At 73.0% G+C, this 15,793-nt stretch carries 14 protein-coding genes; 8 read left to right on the top strand and 6 right to left on the bottom strand.

Annotated elements, in window-relative coordinates; all coding sequences use genetic code 11:
• Nucleotides 1–29: 29 nt before the first annotated feature.
• Complete coding sequence (locus tag ACIBSW_RS37830) at nt 30–782, bottom strand: SGNH/GDSL hydrolase family protein (protein ID WP_354720251.1); 753 nt, start codon at nt 780–782, stop codon at nt 30–32.
• A gap of 130 nt (nt 783–912) precedes the next feature.
• Between ACIBSW_RS37830 and ACIBSW_RS37825 the strand changes: the two genes are divergently transcribed.
• Nucleotides 913–2,484, top strand: coding sequence for an MFS transporter (locus ACIBSW_RS37825; RefSeq protein ID WP_354720250.1), 1,572 nt, complete (start codon nt 913–915; stop codon nt 2,482–2,484).
• A 20-nt stretch (nt 2,485–2,504) separates the two neighbouring features.
• Here the strand turns inward: ACIBSW_RS37825 and ACIBSW_RS37820 are convergent, their stop codons facing one another.
• Nucleotides 2,505–3,494, bottom strand: coding sequence for a YhjD/YihY/BrkB family envelope integrity protein (locus ACIBSW_RS37820; RefSeq protein ID WP_354720248.1), 990 nt, complete (start codon nt 3,492–3,494; stop codon nt 2,505–2,507).
• Between the two features lie 125 nt (nt 3,495–3,619).
• Between ACIBSW_RS37820 and ACIBSW_RS37815 the strand changes: the two genes are divergently transcribed.
• Entirely contained in the window at nt 3,620–4,543 is a 924-nt protein-coding gene (locus ACIBSW_RS37815) for a YhjD/YihY/BrkB family envelope integrity protein (RefSeq protein ID WP_354720246.1), read from the top strand.
• A 64-nt stretch (nt 4,544–4,607) separates the two neighbouring features.
• Here ACIBSW_RS37815 and ACIBSW_RS37810 read toward each other — a convergent pair whose 3' ends face one another.
• Nucleotides 4,608–4,925 carry an SHOCT domain-containing protein gene (locus ACIBSW_RS37810; protein WP_354720244.1) on the bottom strand — a complete coding sequence of 106 codons (318 nt, stop codon included), beginning with the start codon at nt 4,923–4,925 and terminating at the stop codon, nt 4,608–4,610.
• A 25-nt stretch (nt 4,926–4,950) separates the two neighbouring features.
• A complete protein-coding gene (locus tag ACIBSW_RS37805) occupies nt 4,951–5,394 on the bottom strand; it encodes a DUF6325 family protein (protein ID WP_354720242.1) in 444 nt (147 codons plus the stop codon).
• A 229-nt stretch (nt 5,395–5,623) separates the two neighbouring features.
• Here ACIBSW_RS37805 and ACIBSW_RS37800 point away from each other — a divergent pair, with 229 nt between their 5' ends.
• The gene (locus ACIBSW_RS37800) at nt 5,624–5,914 is read left to right on the top strand and encodes a hypothetical protein (RefSeq protein ID WP_354720241.1); all 291 of its coding nucleotides are present in this window, start codon (nt 5,624–5,626) and stop codon (nt 5,912–5,914) included.
• Nucleotides 5,915–6,065: 151 nt separating this feature from the next.
• On the opposite strand, the gene ACIBSW_RS37795 is transcribed toward ACIBSW_RS37800, so the two are convergent.
• A complete protein-coding gene (locus ACIBSW_RS37795; protein ID WP_354720239.1) occupies nt 6,066–6,323 on the bottom strand; it encodes a hypothetical protein in 258 nt (85 codons plus the stop codon).
• 214 nt (nt 6,324–6,537) lie between these two features.
• Between ACIBSW_RS37795 and ACIBSW_RS37790 the strand changes: the two genes are divergently transcribed.
• Both ACIBSW_RS37790 and ACIBSW_RS37785 read left to right on the top strand, forming a co-directional pair.
• Nucleotides 6,538–9,240: a LuxR C-terminal-related transcriptional regulator gene (locus ACIBSW_RS37790; protein WP_354720237.1), complete on the top strand. Its 2,703-nt coding sequence runs from the start codon at nt 6,538–6,540 to the stop codon at nt 9,238–9,240.
• A 266-nt stretch (nt 9,241–9,506) separates the two neighbouring features.
• Nucleotides 9,507–12,140, top strand: a complete 2,634-nt coding sequence (locus ACIBSW_RS37785) for a LuxR C-terminal-related transcriptional regulator (protein ID WP_404799583.1) — start codon at nt 9,507–9,509, stop codon at nt 12,138–12,140.
• 61 nt (nt 12,141–12,201) lie between these two features.
• Here the strand turns inward: ACIBSW_RS37785 and ACIBSW_RS37780 are convergent, their stop codons facing one another.
• Nucleotides 12,202–13,575, bottom strand: a complete 1,374-nt coding sequence (locus ACIBSW_RS37780; RefSeq protein WP_354720233.1) for a hypothetical protein — start codon at nt 13,573–13,575, stop codon at nt 12,202–12,204.
• A 270-nt stretch (nt 13,576–13,845) separates the two neighbouring features.
• Between ACIBSW_RS37780 and ACIBSW_RS37775 the strand changes: the two genes are divergently transcribed.
• From ACIBSW_RS37775 to ACIBSW_RS37765, 3 genes are all read left to right on the top strand, one after another.
• On the top strand, nt 13,846–14,256 hold the full coding sequence (locus ACIBSW_RS37775; protein WP_354720231.1) for a hypothetical protein: 411 nt from the start codon (nt 13,846–13,848) through the stop codon (nt 14,254–14,256).
• Nucleotides 14,257–14,376: 120 nt separating this feature from the next.
• Nucleotides 14,377–15,084, top strand: coding sequence for a potassium channel family protein (locus ACIBSW_RS37770; protein WP_354720230.1), 708 nt, complete (start codon nt 14,377–14,379; stop codon nt 15,082–15,084).
• 92 nt (nt 15,085–15,176) lie between these two features.
• On the top strand, nt 15,177–15,779 hold the full coding sequence (locus ACIBSW_RS37765; RefSeq protein WP_354720228.1) for a DUF308 domain-containing protein: 603 nt from the start codon (nt 15,177–15,179) through the stop codon (nt 15,777–15,779).
• Nucleotides 15,780–15,793 lie beyond the last annotated feature (14 nt).

The raw sequence follows: 15,793 nt of genomic DNA, 5'->3' as shown, positions 1-15,793 counted from the left end.
GTGGGCGGTGGTCCAGCCCCAGCGAGTCGTCAGGCGGTCCCGATCGGGGTCCAGTCGAGGTACTTGCCGGTCCGGTCGTCGCCGGACGAGCGGCCGCGCAGGCGCCGGTTCACCCAGGGCAGGACGTGTTCACGGTAGTAGCGGGCCTCGGCGAGCACTCGGCGCCCCTCGCGCGGCCCCGGCGCGACGACGTGCGCGGCGCGGGCGTGGCCCAGCGCGGTGAGCACCAGGCCCGCCACCCGTTGGTGCCCGGCGGCGTTGAGGTGCAGCCGGTCCGCCGACCAGTATGCGGCGCCGCGGATCTCGGCGTCGCGGAAGACGTCGACCATCTCGACGTCGTGACGCCGGACCAGCTCGACGGTCGCGGCGGTGAGCAGCTCACCCTTGCGGCGCATGGACCGCCCGAACGGCAGCCGGGCCGACGGGTCCGCGCCGCTGAGCACCACCAGCCGTACGCCGGCCTCGGCGCACCGCCGGATCGCCCGTTCGAGCAGCCCGACCAGGCGGTCGATGTCGGTGCCGGGCCGCATCATGTCGTTGCCGCCCCCGTTGATCGTGATGAGCGTCGGCGCGGGCGCCAGCGCGAGCGCCGCCTCCAGCTGCCCGTTCACGATCGGATCGAGCAGGCGGCCGCGGATCGCCAGGTTGGCGTAGCGCACCTCCCCGGTCAGCTCGGCGGCCAGCCCGGCGGCCACCAGGTCGGCCCAGCCGCGCACCGAACCGTCGGGCAGCTCGTCGCCCATGCCCTCGGTGAAGCTGTCGCCGATCGCCACGTACCGCATCGTGACACCCTCCCTCGCACCCGTCCCGGAGCCCTCAAGTTACCCGGGGGTACCCCGTTCGGGGTGCCCCAGCCTGGTCATTCACTGGGGATGAGGCACGAATCACGCCGGTCGGCGACGATCTCTACCCATGACCGAGACCGTGCACGGGCGGCGGCTGGCGATCCTGCTGGCCATGGCGATGTTCGTGCTGGTCGTCGACACGTCGCTGATGAACGTCTCGATCGCCGCCGTGGTGCGGGACCTGGACACGACCGTGAGCGGGGTGCAGGCGGCGATCGCGCTCGAGGCGCTGGTGTCCGCCGCGTTCATCCTGATCGGCGGCAAGGTCGGCGACCTCATCGGCCGCAAACGGGCGTACGTGCTGGGCCTGCTCGGCTATGCCGCCGGCGCGCTGGCGATGGCGCTTTCGCAGGATCTGTGGACGATCATCGTCTTCTGGGCGGTGCTGGGCGGCATCGGCGCCTCGCTCCTGCTGCCCAGCATGCAGTCGCTCATCCACGGCAACTTCTCCGGCGCGGCGCAGAAGAAGGTGTACGCCCTGGTCGGCGCCGCGGCCGCGATCGCCGCCGCGGTCGGCCCGCTGCTCGGCGGCTTCATCACCACCTATCTGTCCTGGCGCCTGGCGTTCCTGGGCGAGGTCGTCATCATCGCGGTGGTGCTGTCCGGCCTCGGCATCGTCCGCGACGTGCCCTACACCGGTCCCCGCACCATCGACGTCGCCGGTGCGTGCCTGTCCGTCGTGGGCATGGGCGGCATCGTGCTGGGCATCCTGGTGTGGCAGGAGGGCGGCGAGTCCGTCGTCGCGCTGCTGGCGGTCGGCGCCGCCGCGCTGGCCGCGCTGGTCTACTGGCTGCTGCGGCGCAAGCGTCTCGGGCGGCCGGCGCTGCTGGACCCGGACCTGTTCCGGTCCAAGGTCTTCCGGCTGGGCATCACCCAGCAGATGCTCCAGCAGATCGCCCTGGGCGGGACGATGATCGCGCTGCCGATCTACCTGCAGATGGTGCTCGAGTACAACGCCATGCAGGCCGGCCTCTCCCTCGCGCCGCTCTCGCTGAGCATGTTCGCGGTGGCGCTGCTCGCCGGCAAGAAGGCGGGCGACCGCCGCCCGAGCGCCATCGTCCGGTGGGGATTCCTCCTGCTCGTGGCGGGACTCCTGCTGCTCGTCCCGATCGTGCCCCGGGCCGAGTTCGGCTGGGCGCTGCTGCCGCCGCTGCTGATCGCCGGCTCGGGCCTGGGCCTGCTGGTCTCCCAGCTCAACAACTACACGCTCGCCCCGATCTCGCAGGAGCGGGTGAGCGAGGCGGCCGGCGCGAACTCGGCGGCCGGGTCGTTCGGGCTGTCCTTCGGGCTGGCGTTCGCCGGCGCCGTCATGCTGGCGACCCTGTCGCTCACCTTCACCGCGATGGCGCAGGCCAGCACCGTGCTCCCGCCCGGCGACCAGCAGCGGGTGGCACAGGTGCTGGAGGAGGACGCCCAGGTCATGTCCAACACCCAGCTCGCCGAGCTGCTCGCCGGCCAGCCGCAGCAGGTGCAGGACGAGATCATCCGCATCAACACGCAGGCGCGCCCGTTCGCCCTCCAGGTGGCCCTGCTCATCCCGATCCTCGCCGGGCTCGCCGGGCTGTTCAACTCGTTCCGCATGATGCGCCTGCCCGACCCCGTCGCGTCCGGCGCCGCCGAGGAAACCGTCATCGGCTGACGATCCGCCCACCGGAAGGGTCACGAGAAGGGGTGGCGATGCTGGCGAGGCGCCTCCTCGGGCCCGGCGAAGGTGGTGGTGACCACCTGGCCGGCGACGCGTTCCTGCTGGCGGCCCAGCAGCGCGAGCGCCCGGCGGTCGGCCGCGTTGGGGACGCTGCCGGTGAGGCTGCGCGGCGACAGCCGGCCCTCGAGGACGGACGAGAGCTCGACGCTGAGCACCAGCGTCTGGCTGATGAGGTACAGCAGCGTGAAGAGGCCCACCACGGTCGCGAAGCTGCCGTACACCGGCCCGGCCCGGGCCACCAGGGCGGGCAGGACCGAGGTCGCGGTCCTGAGCAGGGCGGTGACGACGACCGCGCCGACCGCGCCGCCCACCCAGATGTCGGCGACGCGCAGCGGCCGGCAGACCAGGACCTTGTGCGCACAGGTGAGCACGGCGAAGAGCGCGGCGACGGTGACGACGGCCGAGACGCCGCGCTCGACGGTCGGCAGCCGCAGGTAGGTGTCGGTGACCAGGGCCGACGCGGCGGCCAGCAGGGCGCAGACGAACGTCAGAAGCATCATGGCGAAAGCCCGCAGGTACTGGCGGGTCACGCCGAACCGGTCCCGCCACGGGACGCACCAGATCCGGTTCAGGGCGAAGTACACCGCGAGCACCCCGCCGAGGCCGGCCCAGAGCAGGCCGAGCACACCGACGACGAGCGGTACCCCGCTCGGCGGGAGTCGGGCCAGGGCCTGCTCTACCTCGGGCTGAAGCTCGGGCCGGACGAGGTGGTCCAGCAGCCGCTGTTGCAGCTCGGGGTGCGCCTGCAGGGTCGCGGTCACCGCGGCGGTGGCGAGCAGCAGAGCGGGGAACAGGCTGAGGAATCCGTAGTACGTGGTCAGGGCCGCCATGCGGGGGCCGTCGTCGTCGAGGTACTTGCGCACGACCGCAACGGTCAGGCCGAGGCACCGGCGCCGGCGCTGCAGGGCGTCCAGCCGCCGGACCAAGCCGGTGCCACCGCTCATGAGTTCTGCGGCCCTGCCTTCCCTGCCGGAAGATGTCGTGGTCGGATACGGCAACGCTGCCGACCGCCGAAAGCCGCCGCCTCATCCCGGCGGGATAAATGCCATCCCGGCTTTAGGAGACGTCGATGAACGGCGAGGGACCGAACCGGCCGGGGATCAAGGAGCGGCTCCTCCGGGTCGCCATGGAGCGCGGGTCGGGCCTGCTGTCGCGGGCCGAGTCCTCGCTGCCGCTGCGCTGCCTGCGGCGCTTCGCGTCCATCAACGGCCGGGACAGGTCGCTCGTGCTCGGCGGCCAGGCGTTCACCGCCCTCATCCCGCTGCTGATCGTGGTCGCCGCGGCGGCCTCCGGCCGCGGACCGACGGCGCTGGCCGACCGGCTGGCCACGCGGTTCCACGTCACCGGCTCCTCGGCACAGTCCATCCGTACGCTCTTCGAGCGCCCGCCCGGCGCCACCGGGGCGTTCACCGTGCTCGGCGTGGTCGTGCTCCTGTTCTCCCTGCTGAACCTGACCCGGTCGCTGCAGCGCACGTACGAGTCCGCCTGGCAGCTGCCGGCGATCGGCGTACGGGGGACGCTCAACGGGGTGACCGCCGTCGGGCTGCTGATCAGCTCGCTGCTGGTGCTGTCGCTGCTGGTCGGCCTGCTGCGTCAGGTGCCGGCCGGCACCGCGTTCGCCGTCGTCCTGCGGGTGGTCCTGTCCACCGGGATCTGGCTGCTGCTGCAGTACCTGCTGCTGTCCCGGCGGATCGCGCTGCGGCGGCTGCTGCCGGGTTCGGTGGTGGCCGGGATCGGCGGAGCGCTGCTGAATCTGTACTCGGCGGTGTGGATGCCCCGGGTGATCGAGAGCAACGCCGACCGCTACGGGATCATCGGAATCACGTTCGCCCTGTTGACCTGGCTGATTCTGGTCTGCGTCTGCGTGGTCGTCGCCGCGGTCATCGGTGCCGAGATGGGCGGCGCGCCCGAGCCCGCCGGCCATCGCTGGCCGGCGGTGCTGTTCGGCCGGGCCACCGGGGTACCCGGGCAGCCCGACGACGACGCGCTCTGACGGACGCACGGCGGCCGGCTGGCGCGGAGGCCGCACCAGCCGGCAGGTCGCACAAGGGCGGTCGTCAGCCCAGGATGCGCCGCTTCTGCACCTCGAACTCCGCCTCGGACAGCAGCCCCTGCGCCTTCAGCTCGCCGAGCTGCTTGAGCTGGGCGAGCTTGTCGTCCATCGAGTCGGCCGGCGCGGGCGCCGGCGGCGCGACGTAGACCTGCTGCGGCGGCGGGGCGGCATAGGCGGGCGGCGGGGCGGCGTAGGTCGGCTGCTGCTGCTGCTCCTTGGCGGCCCAGCGCCCGGCCTGGCGGCGCGAGACGCGGTTGGAGACGCTGGTGGCCGTCCCGGCGATGACGGCGGTGCGGGCGATCCCGCGAAGTAGACCTGGCATGGCGTCGTTCCTCTCGTACGGGGGATCAGGCGGGAATCTCGGACGCTTCCAGCGCGGCGAGGGCTTCCTGGACGGGTATCCGCCCGCTCGCGACCAGCCGCCCGCCGCCGTGGCGCAGCGCCGAGGCGAAGGGCCCGGCCCACCTGTTCTCGTAGACGAGGATCCCGGCGGAGCTGCCCGGTTCGAGAACGGAACCGGCGTGGTGCACGTCGTCGGCGCCGAGCAGGCCCGAGCTCGCACCCTCGAAGACGGCCAGGTCGAGCTCGCCGTCCTTGTCCAGGTCCGCGATCGCCAGCCCGGCCACCGAGCCGTCCAGGTCCTTGCGGATGAACAGCAGGTCGAGGATCCGGATGATGCCGCGATCGTGCAGATCGACCAGCAGCGGCAGACCCTTGCCGGTCATTCGGTTCCCGGGAAACTCGACCACTATGTAGTCGATCGGGCCCATCTCATCGAGATCGTCAGTCATTTCAGCCCTTCCGGTCAGCTTGGTTAACCAGACTCCACGCTGCCCGAGAGCGGCCCGGTGTCCTTCACCCGCAGCGGGTGAAAAGGCGGCTGGCCGGGCGTGGCCGGCAGGGCGCTCATCCCGGACGGATGACGACGGCGGGCCTGCGCGCGGGCGACGGTGGAAGCGAATGTCGCGCAGCATCCCGGCTGCGGACGAAAGGCCGCGACCCATGCCCAGGAGGCAGAACATGGCTGCTTTTACCAACACCGCCGGCACCAGCAGGTCGGGGGCGTATGTCGACCGGCGACTGGTGGGCGGCAGCGCGGCCCTCATGACGGTCGGCTTCGTGACCTACGCGGTCGGCGCCGCCCTCGGCGCGTACGCGATGTTCGGTGCGGCCCGGCGGTACATCGCGCAGCTCGAGGAGCCGCCGCAGGTGACGGTCCGCCGCCGCTGGGGCCAGGTCCGGACGGCCACCGGCGCCGGCGTCGGCGCCTGGCGCGACTACGACCGCGCGCTGTCCGACTCGGTCCGGTGAGGCCGGAGGGCTGAGAAGGCCGTCCCGATCGGGGCGTCGGGGGTGGCCCTCGGCGCCCCGTTCGCACGTGCGGGCGGTCGGCATGCCGCCATGATGATGCGGCAGGCCCGGCGGCGCGTCATCCGAGCGGGATGAGCGCGCCGGCGAAGGATCACTCGGGTATCTGGCCCGGAGGCTGCGCGGGGTCGCGCTGCGTCCGCCGCTCGCGCTCGTCGGCGACACGGTCGAGGCGGATCAGCTGTACGCCCACCCGTTCCACCCGCAGCAGCAGCGCACGGAACTCCTCAGTGGAGAACCAGCCCTCGATGACAGTCTGTCGCGGCACCACCTCCGACCGCATACCGGCCAGGGCGCCGAGCAGCACCGGTCCGAGCCGATCCGATACGCGGATCTCGTATCTCTCTGTCATCCGATCACCTCCGGGTGTTCCTCCCTGAACCATCGCCCGCGCGAGCCGGTTACGGATCGTCCGCAGGGGATGGCGGCGAGTGAGAAGCGGCGACTGGTGATCAATGCGACAGTTCCCCGGCGCGAGCACCGGATCCAGGTCAGTCGATCTTGGGTTACGCTCAGATCGACGAAGCGCCGCCATGCCTGTTTGACCAGGAAGCGCGGGATGTCTCATGGGAGATCGGGGCAGGAACACGCGGCTCGCGGGTGCGCCACCCCGCTCCGCCGGCCCGGCAGAGCTGCTCGCGGCCAAGCTGGCCGTGCCGCCGCTGCCACGTGCGTTCGTGCCGCGGCCGCGCCTCACGGACCGGCTCACCGAGGGCGCCGGTGGCGAGGCGACGCTGGTGTCCGGGGGACCGGGCACCGGCAAGACCCTGCTCGTCGCCGGCTGGGCGGAGGGTGGCGCGGCCGGCGTGCCGGTGGCCTGGCTCTCCCTCGACTCCTACGACAACGACCCCGCGTCCTTCTGGTTCTACGTGCTCGCCGCGATCCGGGGCACCGGCGCGGTGCCCGAGCGGAGTCCGCTGGCGCGGATGACCGCCGGCCAGCGCACCGACGAACCCTTCGTGCGCCGGCTCGCCGCCGGGATCGCCGGGCTCCCGTACCCGGTGGCGCTGGTCCTCGACGATCTGCACGAGATCGGCAATCCGCGGATCCTGCGGTCGCTGGCCTTTCTCCTGCGCCACCCCCTCGGCCGGCTGCGGCTGGTGATCACCACCCGGGCGGACCGGGTGCCGTCGCTGCACCGGCCCCGGATCCGGGCCGGGCTGACCGAGCTGCGCGCCGCGGAGCTGGACTTCACCCGCGAGGAGGCGAACGGGCTGCTGGCCGCGCACGACCTGCGGCTGCCGCCCGCCGAGCTCGGTGCGCTGCACGAACGCACCGAGGGCTGGGCCACCGGCCTGCGCCTGGCCGCCGAGTTCCTGGGCGCACCGGACCGGGCGCGGGGTGCCCGGGACTTCTCCGGAACCGAGCCGGCGGTCGCCGACTACCTGATGTCCGAGGTGCTGGGCGGCGAGCCGGCCGAGGTGCAGCGGTTCCTGGGGCACACCTCCATCGCGGAGCGGGTGTCCGGCGAACTGGCCGAGGCGCTCACCGGGCAGCCATGCGGGCAGCGGGTCCTCGAGCGCCTGGCGCGGTCGAACGCGCTGGTGACCAGGGCGGGCGACCAGCCGGAGTGGTTCCGGTACCACCGGCTCCTGCGGGACCTGCTGCGGTACCGACTGCGGCTCGAGACGCCCGAGCTCGCCGCGGACCTGAACCGCACGGCGGCACACTGGTTCGCCGGCGTCGACGACGGGCCGGCCGCGGTCGGGCACGCGGTCGCGGCGCGGGACTGGCCGCTCGTCGGCCGCCTGGTGATCACCGTCGTCGGCGCCCGGATCGACTCGGCGCAGCGGCGGCCCCTCGCGGACCAGTTGGCGCGGGTGCCGGCGAACCAGCTGGCGGCCACCGTGGGCCTCGCGCTCTGCGGCGCCCTGCTCGCCCATGAACGGGGCGAGTACGACGCCGTGCCGGCGCAGGTCGCCCGGGCCCGGGCGCTGAACGCCCTCGAGGACGCGGACCTGCGCCTGCCGGCCGAGATCCTGGCCCGCGCGCTCGACGCGGAGCTGGCCCGCGCGCGGGGCGACATGACGGCGCTGACCGACACGACCGCCGAGGCCCTGAACCTGCTCGCGGGCGTGTCGCCGGCGCAGCTGCCCGGCGCGCGGCACTACCGGGCGACCGCCTTCACCAACACCGGCGTCGGGCTGTTCTGGACCGGGCGCCTCGGCGCGGCGCACACCCGCCTGCGATCGGGGATGGCGGTGGCGCAGCACGCCGGCGCCGAGCTCACCCAGCTCGACGCGATGGCGCACCTCGCCCTGGTCGAGGCGGAGCGGGGCCTGCTGCGGGACTCCGCCGGGCACGCCCGCGGCGGCCTTGCCCTGGCGCAGGGCGCCTGGCGCTCGGCGCCACAGGCGGTGCCCGCCCACCTGGCGCTGGCCCTGGTCAATCTCGAACGGCACCACCTGGTCGAGGCCGCCGCGGCCCTGGAGAACGCCGCCGCGGCGCAGCGCCCGGAGCCGGAGCAGGTGCCGTACCTCGCCCTGCGGGCGTTGGAGGTCCGCGTCCTGCTTGCGCGCGGCGAGCTCGACGCGGCCCGGCTGGCGGCCCGGCGCCTCGAGGAGGAGGCCGACGCCGGCCGGACGCCCACCACCCTCGCCCGGTGGATCGCGCTCGCGGAGGCCGACCTCGCCCTCGCGGCGGGCGAGCCCGAGAAGCTGATCCGGCGGGTACGCCGGCCCGGCGCGGGCGCGCGGATGTTCCCCCGGCTGTGGACCCGCGTCGCGCGGGCACACCTGGCCCTCGACGCATACGAGGCCGTCGAGGCGGTGCTGGCCCCGATACACGTCTCCGCGCCCGACATCGGCTCGGCCGTCGAGGCGTGGCTGCTGACCGCCCTGGTGGCGGACGGGCTACGGCAGAACAGCCGCTCGGTCGACGCGTTCTCCCGTGCCGTCGCCCTGGCGGAGGCGCAGGAGATGAGCGGGCCGTTCGTCGACGTCGGCCTGCCGCGGCTCGCGGCGTTCCTCGAGCGCTACCAGTGGCTGACCCCGCACAATTCGCCCTTTGTCGCGGAGCTCCTGACCGACGCGATGGCCGAGCCGGCGCGGCCCGAATCGGCCTCGGCGCAGGACAGCGAAGAGCTCACGGAGCGCGAATTGGACGTGTTACGTTATCTACCAACAATGCTGAGAAATCAGGACATAGCCGGACAGATGTATGTCTCGGTGAATACAGTGAAGGCGCACCTCAGGTCGCTCTACCGTAAGCTTGGAGTTACGCAGCGTCGTGAAGCGGTTGATCGGGCAAGGGAATTGGGTCTCTTATAGGCCTTTGTCGTGATTTCGTGCCGACGATCGATCGATCACTCTTGGCGTTCTGTCAATCACCCCATGTGGACGATGCAAGGTCACCTCGACTGCCGAACGCTGAGGGCTGAAACTGATCGACTTCCTGAACCGACGCGACAACGGAGCCTGCTGACCGCGACCGCTAACGCATGCGAGGCAAAGCCGTGACGAGCGACGTGACGATTCGTGCCGATACCGCCATAGTTCCTACGGCTGCCCCAGCGCCGACTGCCGAGAGCGACCCATTGCTCGCCTCAAAGTTCGCCGTGCCCAAGACCCCGCCGTTCACGGTGGAGCGGGAACGACTGCACAGCCGCCTGTCCCGGGCGGTCGCCAACCCCATGACGGTGGTGACCGGCCCGCCCGGCAGCGGCAAGACGCAGCTGGTCGCCTCCTGGGTGTCCGCCGGGGGAGCGCCCGGACCGGTCATCTGGATCGCCCTCGAGGAGGGCGACGACGAGCCGGGGGTCTTCTGGTCCTACCTGGTCGAGGGCTTCCATCGCAGCGGCATCAAGCTGTCGCCGGCCATCGAGGAGGCGGCGCACCGCGGGACGATCGGCAGATCGTTGCTCGCCCGCCTGGCGGCCGACCTCGCCGCGCAGCACAGCTCCGTCGTGCTGGTGCTCGACAGCGTCTCCGTACTCGCCGGCCGGCGTCTCGGCGACGACCTCGACGCGCTGCTCCGGCACGCCGATCAGCACCTTCGGGTGGTCCTGGTCGGCCGCTGGGATCCGCCGCTGCCCCTGTACCGCTACCGGCTCGCCGGGACGCTCAGCGAGATCCGCGGCGACGACCTCGCGTTCACCGCCGTCGAGACCGCCGCGCTGCTGGCCGGCCACGGCGTGCACCTGCCGGACTGGGCGCTGCGCTCGCTCGTCGAGCGCACCGAGGGCTGGGCCGCCGGGATCCGGTTGTTCGCCATGGCCATGGAGCGGTCCGGTGACGCCGAGGACCTCGTCATCACCATCGCCGGCGACGACGCGAACATCGCCGAGTACTTCCTCGGCGAGGTGCTGTCCGCGCAGCCGCCCGAGATCCGGGACTTCGTCCTGCGCACCAGCATCGTCGACGACTTCACGCCGGAGCTGGCCGACGTGCTGACCGGACGCAACGACGCCCGGCAGATCCTGGCGGCGATGGAGCGGGCCAACGCGTTCGTGCAGCCGGTCGCCGAGCGCTCGACGGTGCACCGCTACCACCGCCTCTTCGCCGAACTGCTGCGGGCGCAGCTGACCTACGAGGAGCCCGAGCAGGTACCGCAGCTGCACCGTCGCGCCGCGGCCTGGTTCGTCGCGCACGGCCGCGCCGCCGAGGCGATCCGGCACACGGTCGCCGCCGGCGACTGGGAGCGCGCCTGCGCCCTGGTGGTGCAGGACCTGGGCATCGGCCGGCTGGTGGCCTGCGGTGACGCCGACCGCCTCGGCAAGCTGTTCCGGGACCTGCCGGCCGGGCTGGACGGGCCGGAGCCGGCCCTGGTGGCGGCCGCTCAGCGGCTCGCCGCCGCCGACCCGGAGGAGGCGGAGCGGCACCTCGCGCACGCCGCCGCCGACGGCGACGGCGAGGGGGAACGGGACGTGGCGCTGCGGCTCGCCGTTGCGATCCTCGAGGCCGGCGCGGCCGCCATGCGGCACGACGTGCCGCGGGCCCTGCGCGCCGGGGACGCGGCGGAGGCGCTCCTGGCGCAGGCGCCGCCGGAACGCGTCGAGGCACACCCGGAGCTGCGCACGATCCTGCGGTACTGGCGGGGCCTGGCCCAGATCTGGGCGGGCGCCCTCGACGACGCCGTCGTGACGCTGACCGACGCGGTCAAGACCGCGCCGCCGTCGGGGTGCGAGGGCGTACGGCTCGCCTGCCTGCAACAGCTCGCGCTGGCCGACGTCCACCGTGGACGCCTGCGGGACGCCTCCGACGCGGCCGGCCAGGCGGCCCAGCTCGTCGGCCGGTGCCACACGCCGTCTCCGCAGTCGCGCGCCACCTCCGTGGTGCTCGCCTGGGTGGCCGGCGAGCGGTGGGCGGTGCCGGTCGCCTGGCGCCACCTGCGGGACGCCGAGTCGGTTCCCGACACGGGCGAGGACGCCATGGCCACCGTCGCGGTCGCCCTCGTGCGGTCGCGCCTGCTCAGTGGCCGGGGCGAACTGCGGGCCGCGGCCCGGGTCCTCGGCGAGGTACCCGCCGGCGACGGTGGTTCCCTGCCGCCGTGGCTCGAGCGGGAGGTCGCCCTGAGCCGGGCGCACCTGGCCGTGGTCATGGACCGGCCGGACGAGGCCCTCGCAGCCGTCGGCGCCGTGGACGATCCGTCGTCCCCGCGCGCCGCCGTGGTGAGCGCCGCCGCGCTCGTGGCGCGTGGCGAGACGAGGGCGGGCGCCGAGCTGCTCACGCCGATCGTCGAGGCGGCCGCGGCGCCGGCGCCGACCCTGATCGAGGCCTGGCTGGTCAAGGCGATCGCGGCGAGCGAGCAGGGCGAGACGAACGTCGTCCGCGACTGCCTGCGGCAGGCGCTGGCGCTGGCCGCACCCGACGGCCACCGGCGGGTCTTCCACGAGGCCGGTCCGCGGCTGCGCCAGCTGCTGCGCAGCGACCCCGAGCTGGCGGCGGCCTACCAGTCGATCGGCTCGAGCACGCCGCCGCAGCCCCGCGCGCGGCCCAGCGCCGCGCCGGCGGCCGAGCAGAGCGCGCCGATCGTGGTCGACCCGCTCAGCGAGCGGGAGCTGGAGGTGCTCCGGCACCTCGCGGCGCTGCTGGGCACGGAGGAGATCGCCGAGGCGATGTACCTCTCCGTGAACACGGTCAAGACACACGTGCGCAGCATTCTCCGCAAGCTGGCCGCGTCGCGGCGCAACGAGGCCGTCCGCCGGGCCCGCGAGCTCGGGCTCGTCTGACGGCAGAACGGCTCCGGCCGCGCGGTACCGGTTTCCCGGGCCCGCGCGGCCGGTCCATCGCTCAGGTGCCCGGGAGGACGACCTCCCGCGGCACGGCCGTCGCGCCCGGCTCGGGGTCCGGCGCGGGCGGCAGGTCGGTGCCCCGGCGCAGCAGCTCGATGACGGCGAGCAGCCCGAGCAGCGCCAGCGTCAGCCAGATGACGACGGAACTGGTCGGCCGGGTCCAGACCACGTACACGATGATGATCAGCGCGAGGGCGGCGGCGCGCAGCACGGCGACGTGGTCGGCGACCCAGCGGTCGACCACGTTGGGCCGCCAGCCCAGCCGGCGTCCGCCGACCCGGGCGGCGATGAGCAGCCGGGTCGCACCGGTGCGCAGCCCGCGGGCCAGCTCGCCGGGCCCGACCACCCAGGCGCCGAGCGCGATCACCACGCCGACCAGCACGACGGTCTGCAGCCGGACCTCGAACTGCGCCGTGAGGGTGTCCCAGACGACGGCGGCCGCGTCGGTCGGCAGGGTGTTCTGCGGCAGGTTGGTGAGGTAGTACTCGCGGCCCGCGGCGAGCCCGCCGAGGAGCAGCAGCAGCGACAGCGCGATGCCGAGGCCGGCGATGGACAGCATCCGCCGGCGGCCCGGTGCCAGCCAGACCGCGGCCGCGAGCAGCAGGAACGCGAACAGCACCAGCGGCCAGGCGAGCCGGTCCAGCAGCGCGGCGGCGCGCTGGATCTTGGGAATCTCGTCGGAGTGCACGAGCGGGAAGGACAGGTTCACCGCGGGTATCCGGTCGGCGAACGGCACGCCGGCCTCGACCAGCCTGGGCTTGATGGTCTGGATGAACAGCCCGAGGTTGACCGAGACGTTGCCGTTCTCCACCTCGATCGCGCCGCCCTGCTCGCCCCGGAGCGCGGCGACCAGGCCGGCGTGTGCCGCCCGGTTGGCCTGCTCCCAGGCCTGCGCGAACAGGTCCGAGCTGACCGCGTTGTGCACCTGCGTGCGGGCGAACGAGCGCACGCCGTTGACCATCGGCTGCTGGAGCATGGTGAGCTCGGCGGGCGCGCCCTGCTTGACCACGGCGTCGATCGCCCGGCGGGTGAACCCCTCGATGTCGAGCGCGGCGAACACCTCGGCGGTGATCCGGTCGGCCACCGCGTTGCGTACGGCGGGATCCTCGGCCAGCGGCGCGACGGTCTCGACGTACCGGTCGGTGTCGAAGACGACCGTCCGGGCGAACACCGCCACCGCGCCGACCGGCAGCAGCAGGCAGCCGATCAGCAGGCAGAGGGTCGCCGCGGTCCATCGCCCGACCCGGCGGCGCCGGCGCGGCGCGCCGTCCGGCGGAGCTTGGCTCTCCACCAGCGCGCGCAGCCGTTCGTTCTCGGCGCGCAGCTGCGCGAGTTCCTGCTCGGTATCCGGTGGTACTTCAGGCTCGGTCATGTGGGTTGGCTCCACTTCTGCCGGGAGCTGTGCTGAGCCTGCACCGTACGTCCGGCCGGTGCCGCCGCAGGTCCCCCTACGCGGATGGGAGGCGGGGCGGACGCTGCCGGGGGAGGCGCGGCGCCTCATCCGCGGAAGACGATGCCGACGGTCGCCGCGGCGCAGAAAATCGGTACACGAACCCGGCCATTGGCCGGGTCCGCGGCGCGACCCCTATGTCACCTGACCGGCGCGACACGCCGCGGTCACCAGACAGGAAGTAGGTGCGACATGGCGACGTTCGACAAATCCGCCCAGACCCGGACCGCCTGGCTCGGCTGGGTGTACTTCGCCGGCATCATGATGATCACGCTCGGCTTCTTCCAGGCGATATCCGGCCTGGTCGCCCTGTTCGACGACGGGTATTACCTCGTGGGGCAGTCCGGGCTGGTCGTGTCCGTCGACTACACCGCATGGGGCTTCGTGCACCTGCTCATCGGCCTGACCGCCTTCGCCGCCGGCTTCGCTGTGTTGACCGGCAAGACCTGGGGGCGCACGGTCGGCATCATCCTCGCCGTCGTGAGCGCGATCGTGAACATGGCCTTCATCGCGGCGTATCCCCTGTGGTCGATTCTGATCATCGCGATGGACGTGATCATCATCTACGCGCTCGCGGTGCACGGCCGCGAAGCCGCCGAGTAACGCCCGGCGTGCGCCGCGGCGGCATCCCGCGACCGGGCCGCCGCCGCGGAGCTCCCCGCCGCGGCCCGCCGTGGGCCGCGACAGCCGGGCCGGGATCCGCGACGCGGAAGGGCGGCGACGATGTCCGTAGCGAACGTTCGTAACGGCCGGCGTCCCGGCCCGGGTGAGCGGCCGGACCGCTACGGGATGATGTTCGTGCTCCTGCTGGCGAGTTTCATCGTCGCCGGGGTGCTGGACGGCCGCCTGGCGCGCCTGGTCACCCTCCTGCTCTACGTCGTCGCGCTGATCCTCGCCCTGCGGTTCGCGCGGCTGCCCGCCTCGACGGCGCGGTTGCTGCGGCACCTGCTGGTGGCCGGATCGGCGCTCGTCGCCGTCCTGGTGATAGCGGTGCACGGCCCGGTGATCGAGGGCATCGCCGCCATCTGGACGGCGGCATTCCTGTTGCTGACCGTCTTCGTGGTGGTCGGCCGGGTACTGCGCCACCGGGTGGTCACGATGCAGACCATCTTCGGCGCGCTCTCGGCCTACCTGCTGGTGGGATTCTTCTTCGTCGCCCTGTTCACCGCGGCCGCCCGGCTGGCGCCCGGGCCGTTCTTCGCCGGGGGCGAGCCGGCCGACGGCGACGCGATCCAGTACTTCGCCTTCATCACCCTGACCACCACCGGGTACGGCGACCTGACCCCGGCCAGTGCGCCGGGCCGCAGCCTGGCGGTGCTGGACGCGCTCTGTGGCCAGATCTTCCTCGTGACGCTGGTGGCCCGGCTCGTCTCGGTGTTCGGCACCGAGCGGCGCCGGCCGAGCGACGACGTCGCGCCCGCGGACGGCTGAGCCGCGCCCGGGGAGTTCATCCGCTCGTGGTGATTCGCCCGCCGCGGCACGGTGCCACTGTTGATCTCACCGTCGACTCCCAGGAGGGGCGCATGTCAGCCTCGGTCCCCTACCAGTCCGAACCCTTCACATCGGAGGCCGCACCGGCCGATGCCACGAGGTCCTTCGCCAAAGCCGTCTGGTGGCTGGCCCTCGGCGCGTCCGTATTCAGCGTCGTGCTCGGCGTCGTCATGCTGGTCTGGCCGGAGGCGACCCTGAAGGTCGTCGCCGCGCTCTTCGGCGTCTGGCTGCTGCTGCACGGCATCGTCCGGATCGTGCAGGCGATCACCGCCACCGCGCGCGACGGCGCCGAGCGTGCCCTACTCGGCGTCATCGGGGTGTTCTTCGTGGTCGCCGGCGTCATCGCGCTGCGCAACCTGCTCGTGACGCTGACCCTGCTGGTCACGCTGGTCGGGCTCATGTGGCTGATCGGCGGCATCCTGGAACTGATCTCCGCCTTCGGCGGGTCCGACCGCCAGTACCGGGGCTGGGGTATCGCCCTCGGCGTGATCAGCATCGTCGCCGCCCTGGTCGTGCTCCTCTGGCCCGACATCTCGGTGGTGGCGTTCGTCTACCTCACCGGCGCGTGGCTGATCTTCATCGGCCTGATCCAGGTCGGCATGGTGTTCTGGGCCCGCCGCGCGATCACCGCCTGACGCACGGGCCGGCC

This window comes from Actinoplanes sp. NPDC049668, from assembly GCF_044465445.1.
In the GTDB taxonomy this organism is placed as follows: Bacteria; Actinomycetota; Actinomycetes; order Mycobacteriales; family Micromonosporaceae; genus Actinoplanes.
This window is presented reverse-complemented; position numbering and strand designations above follow the sequence as displayed.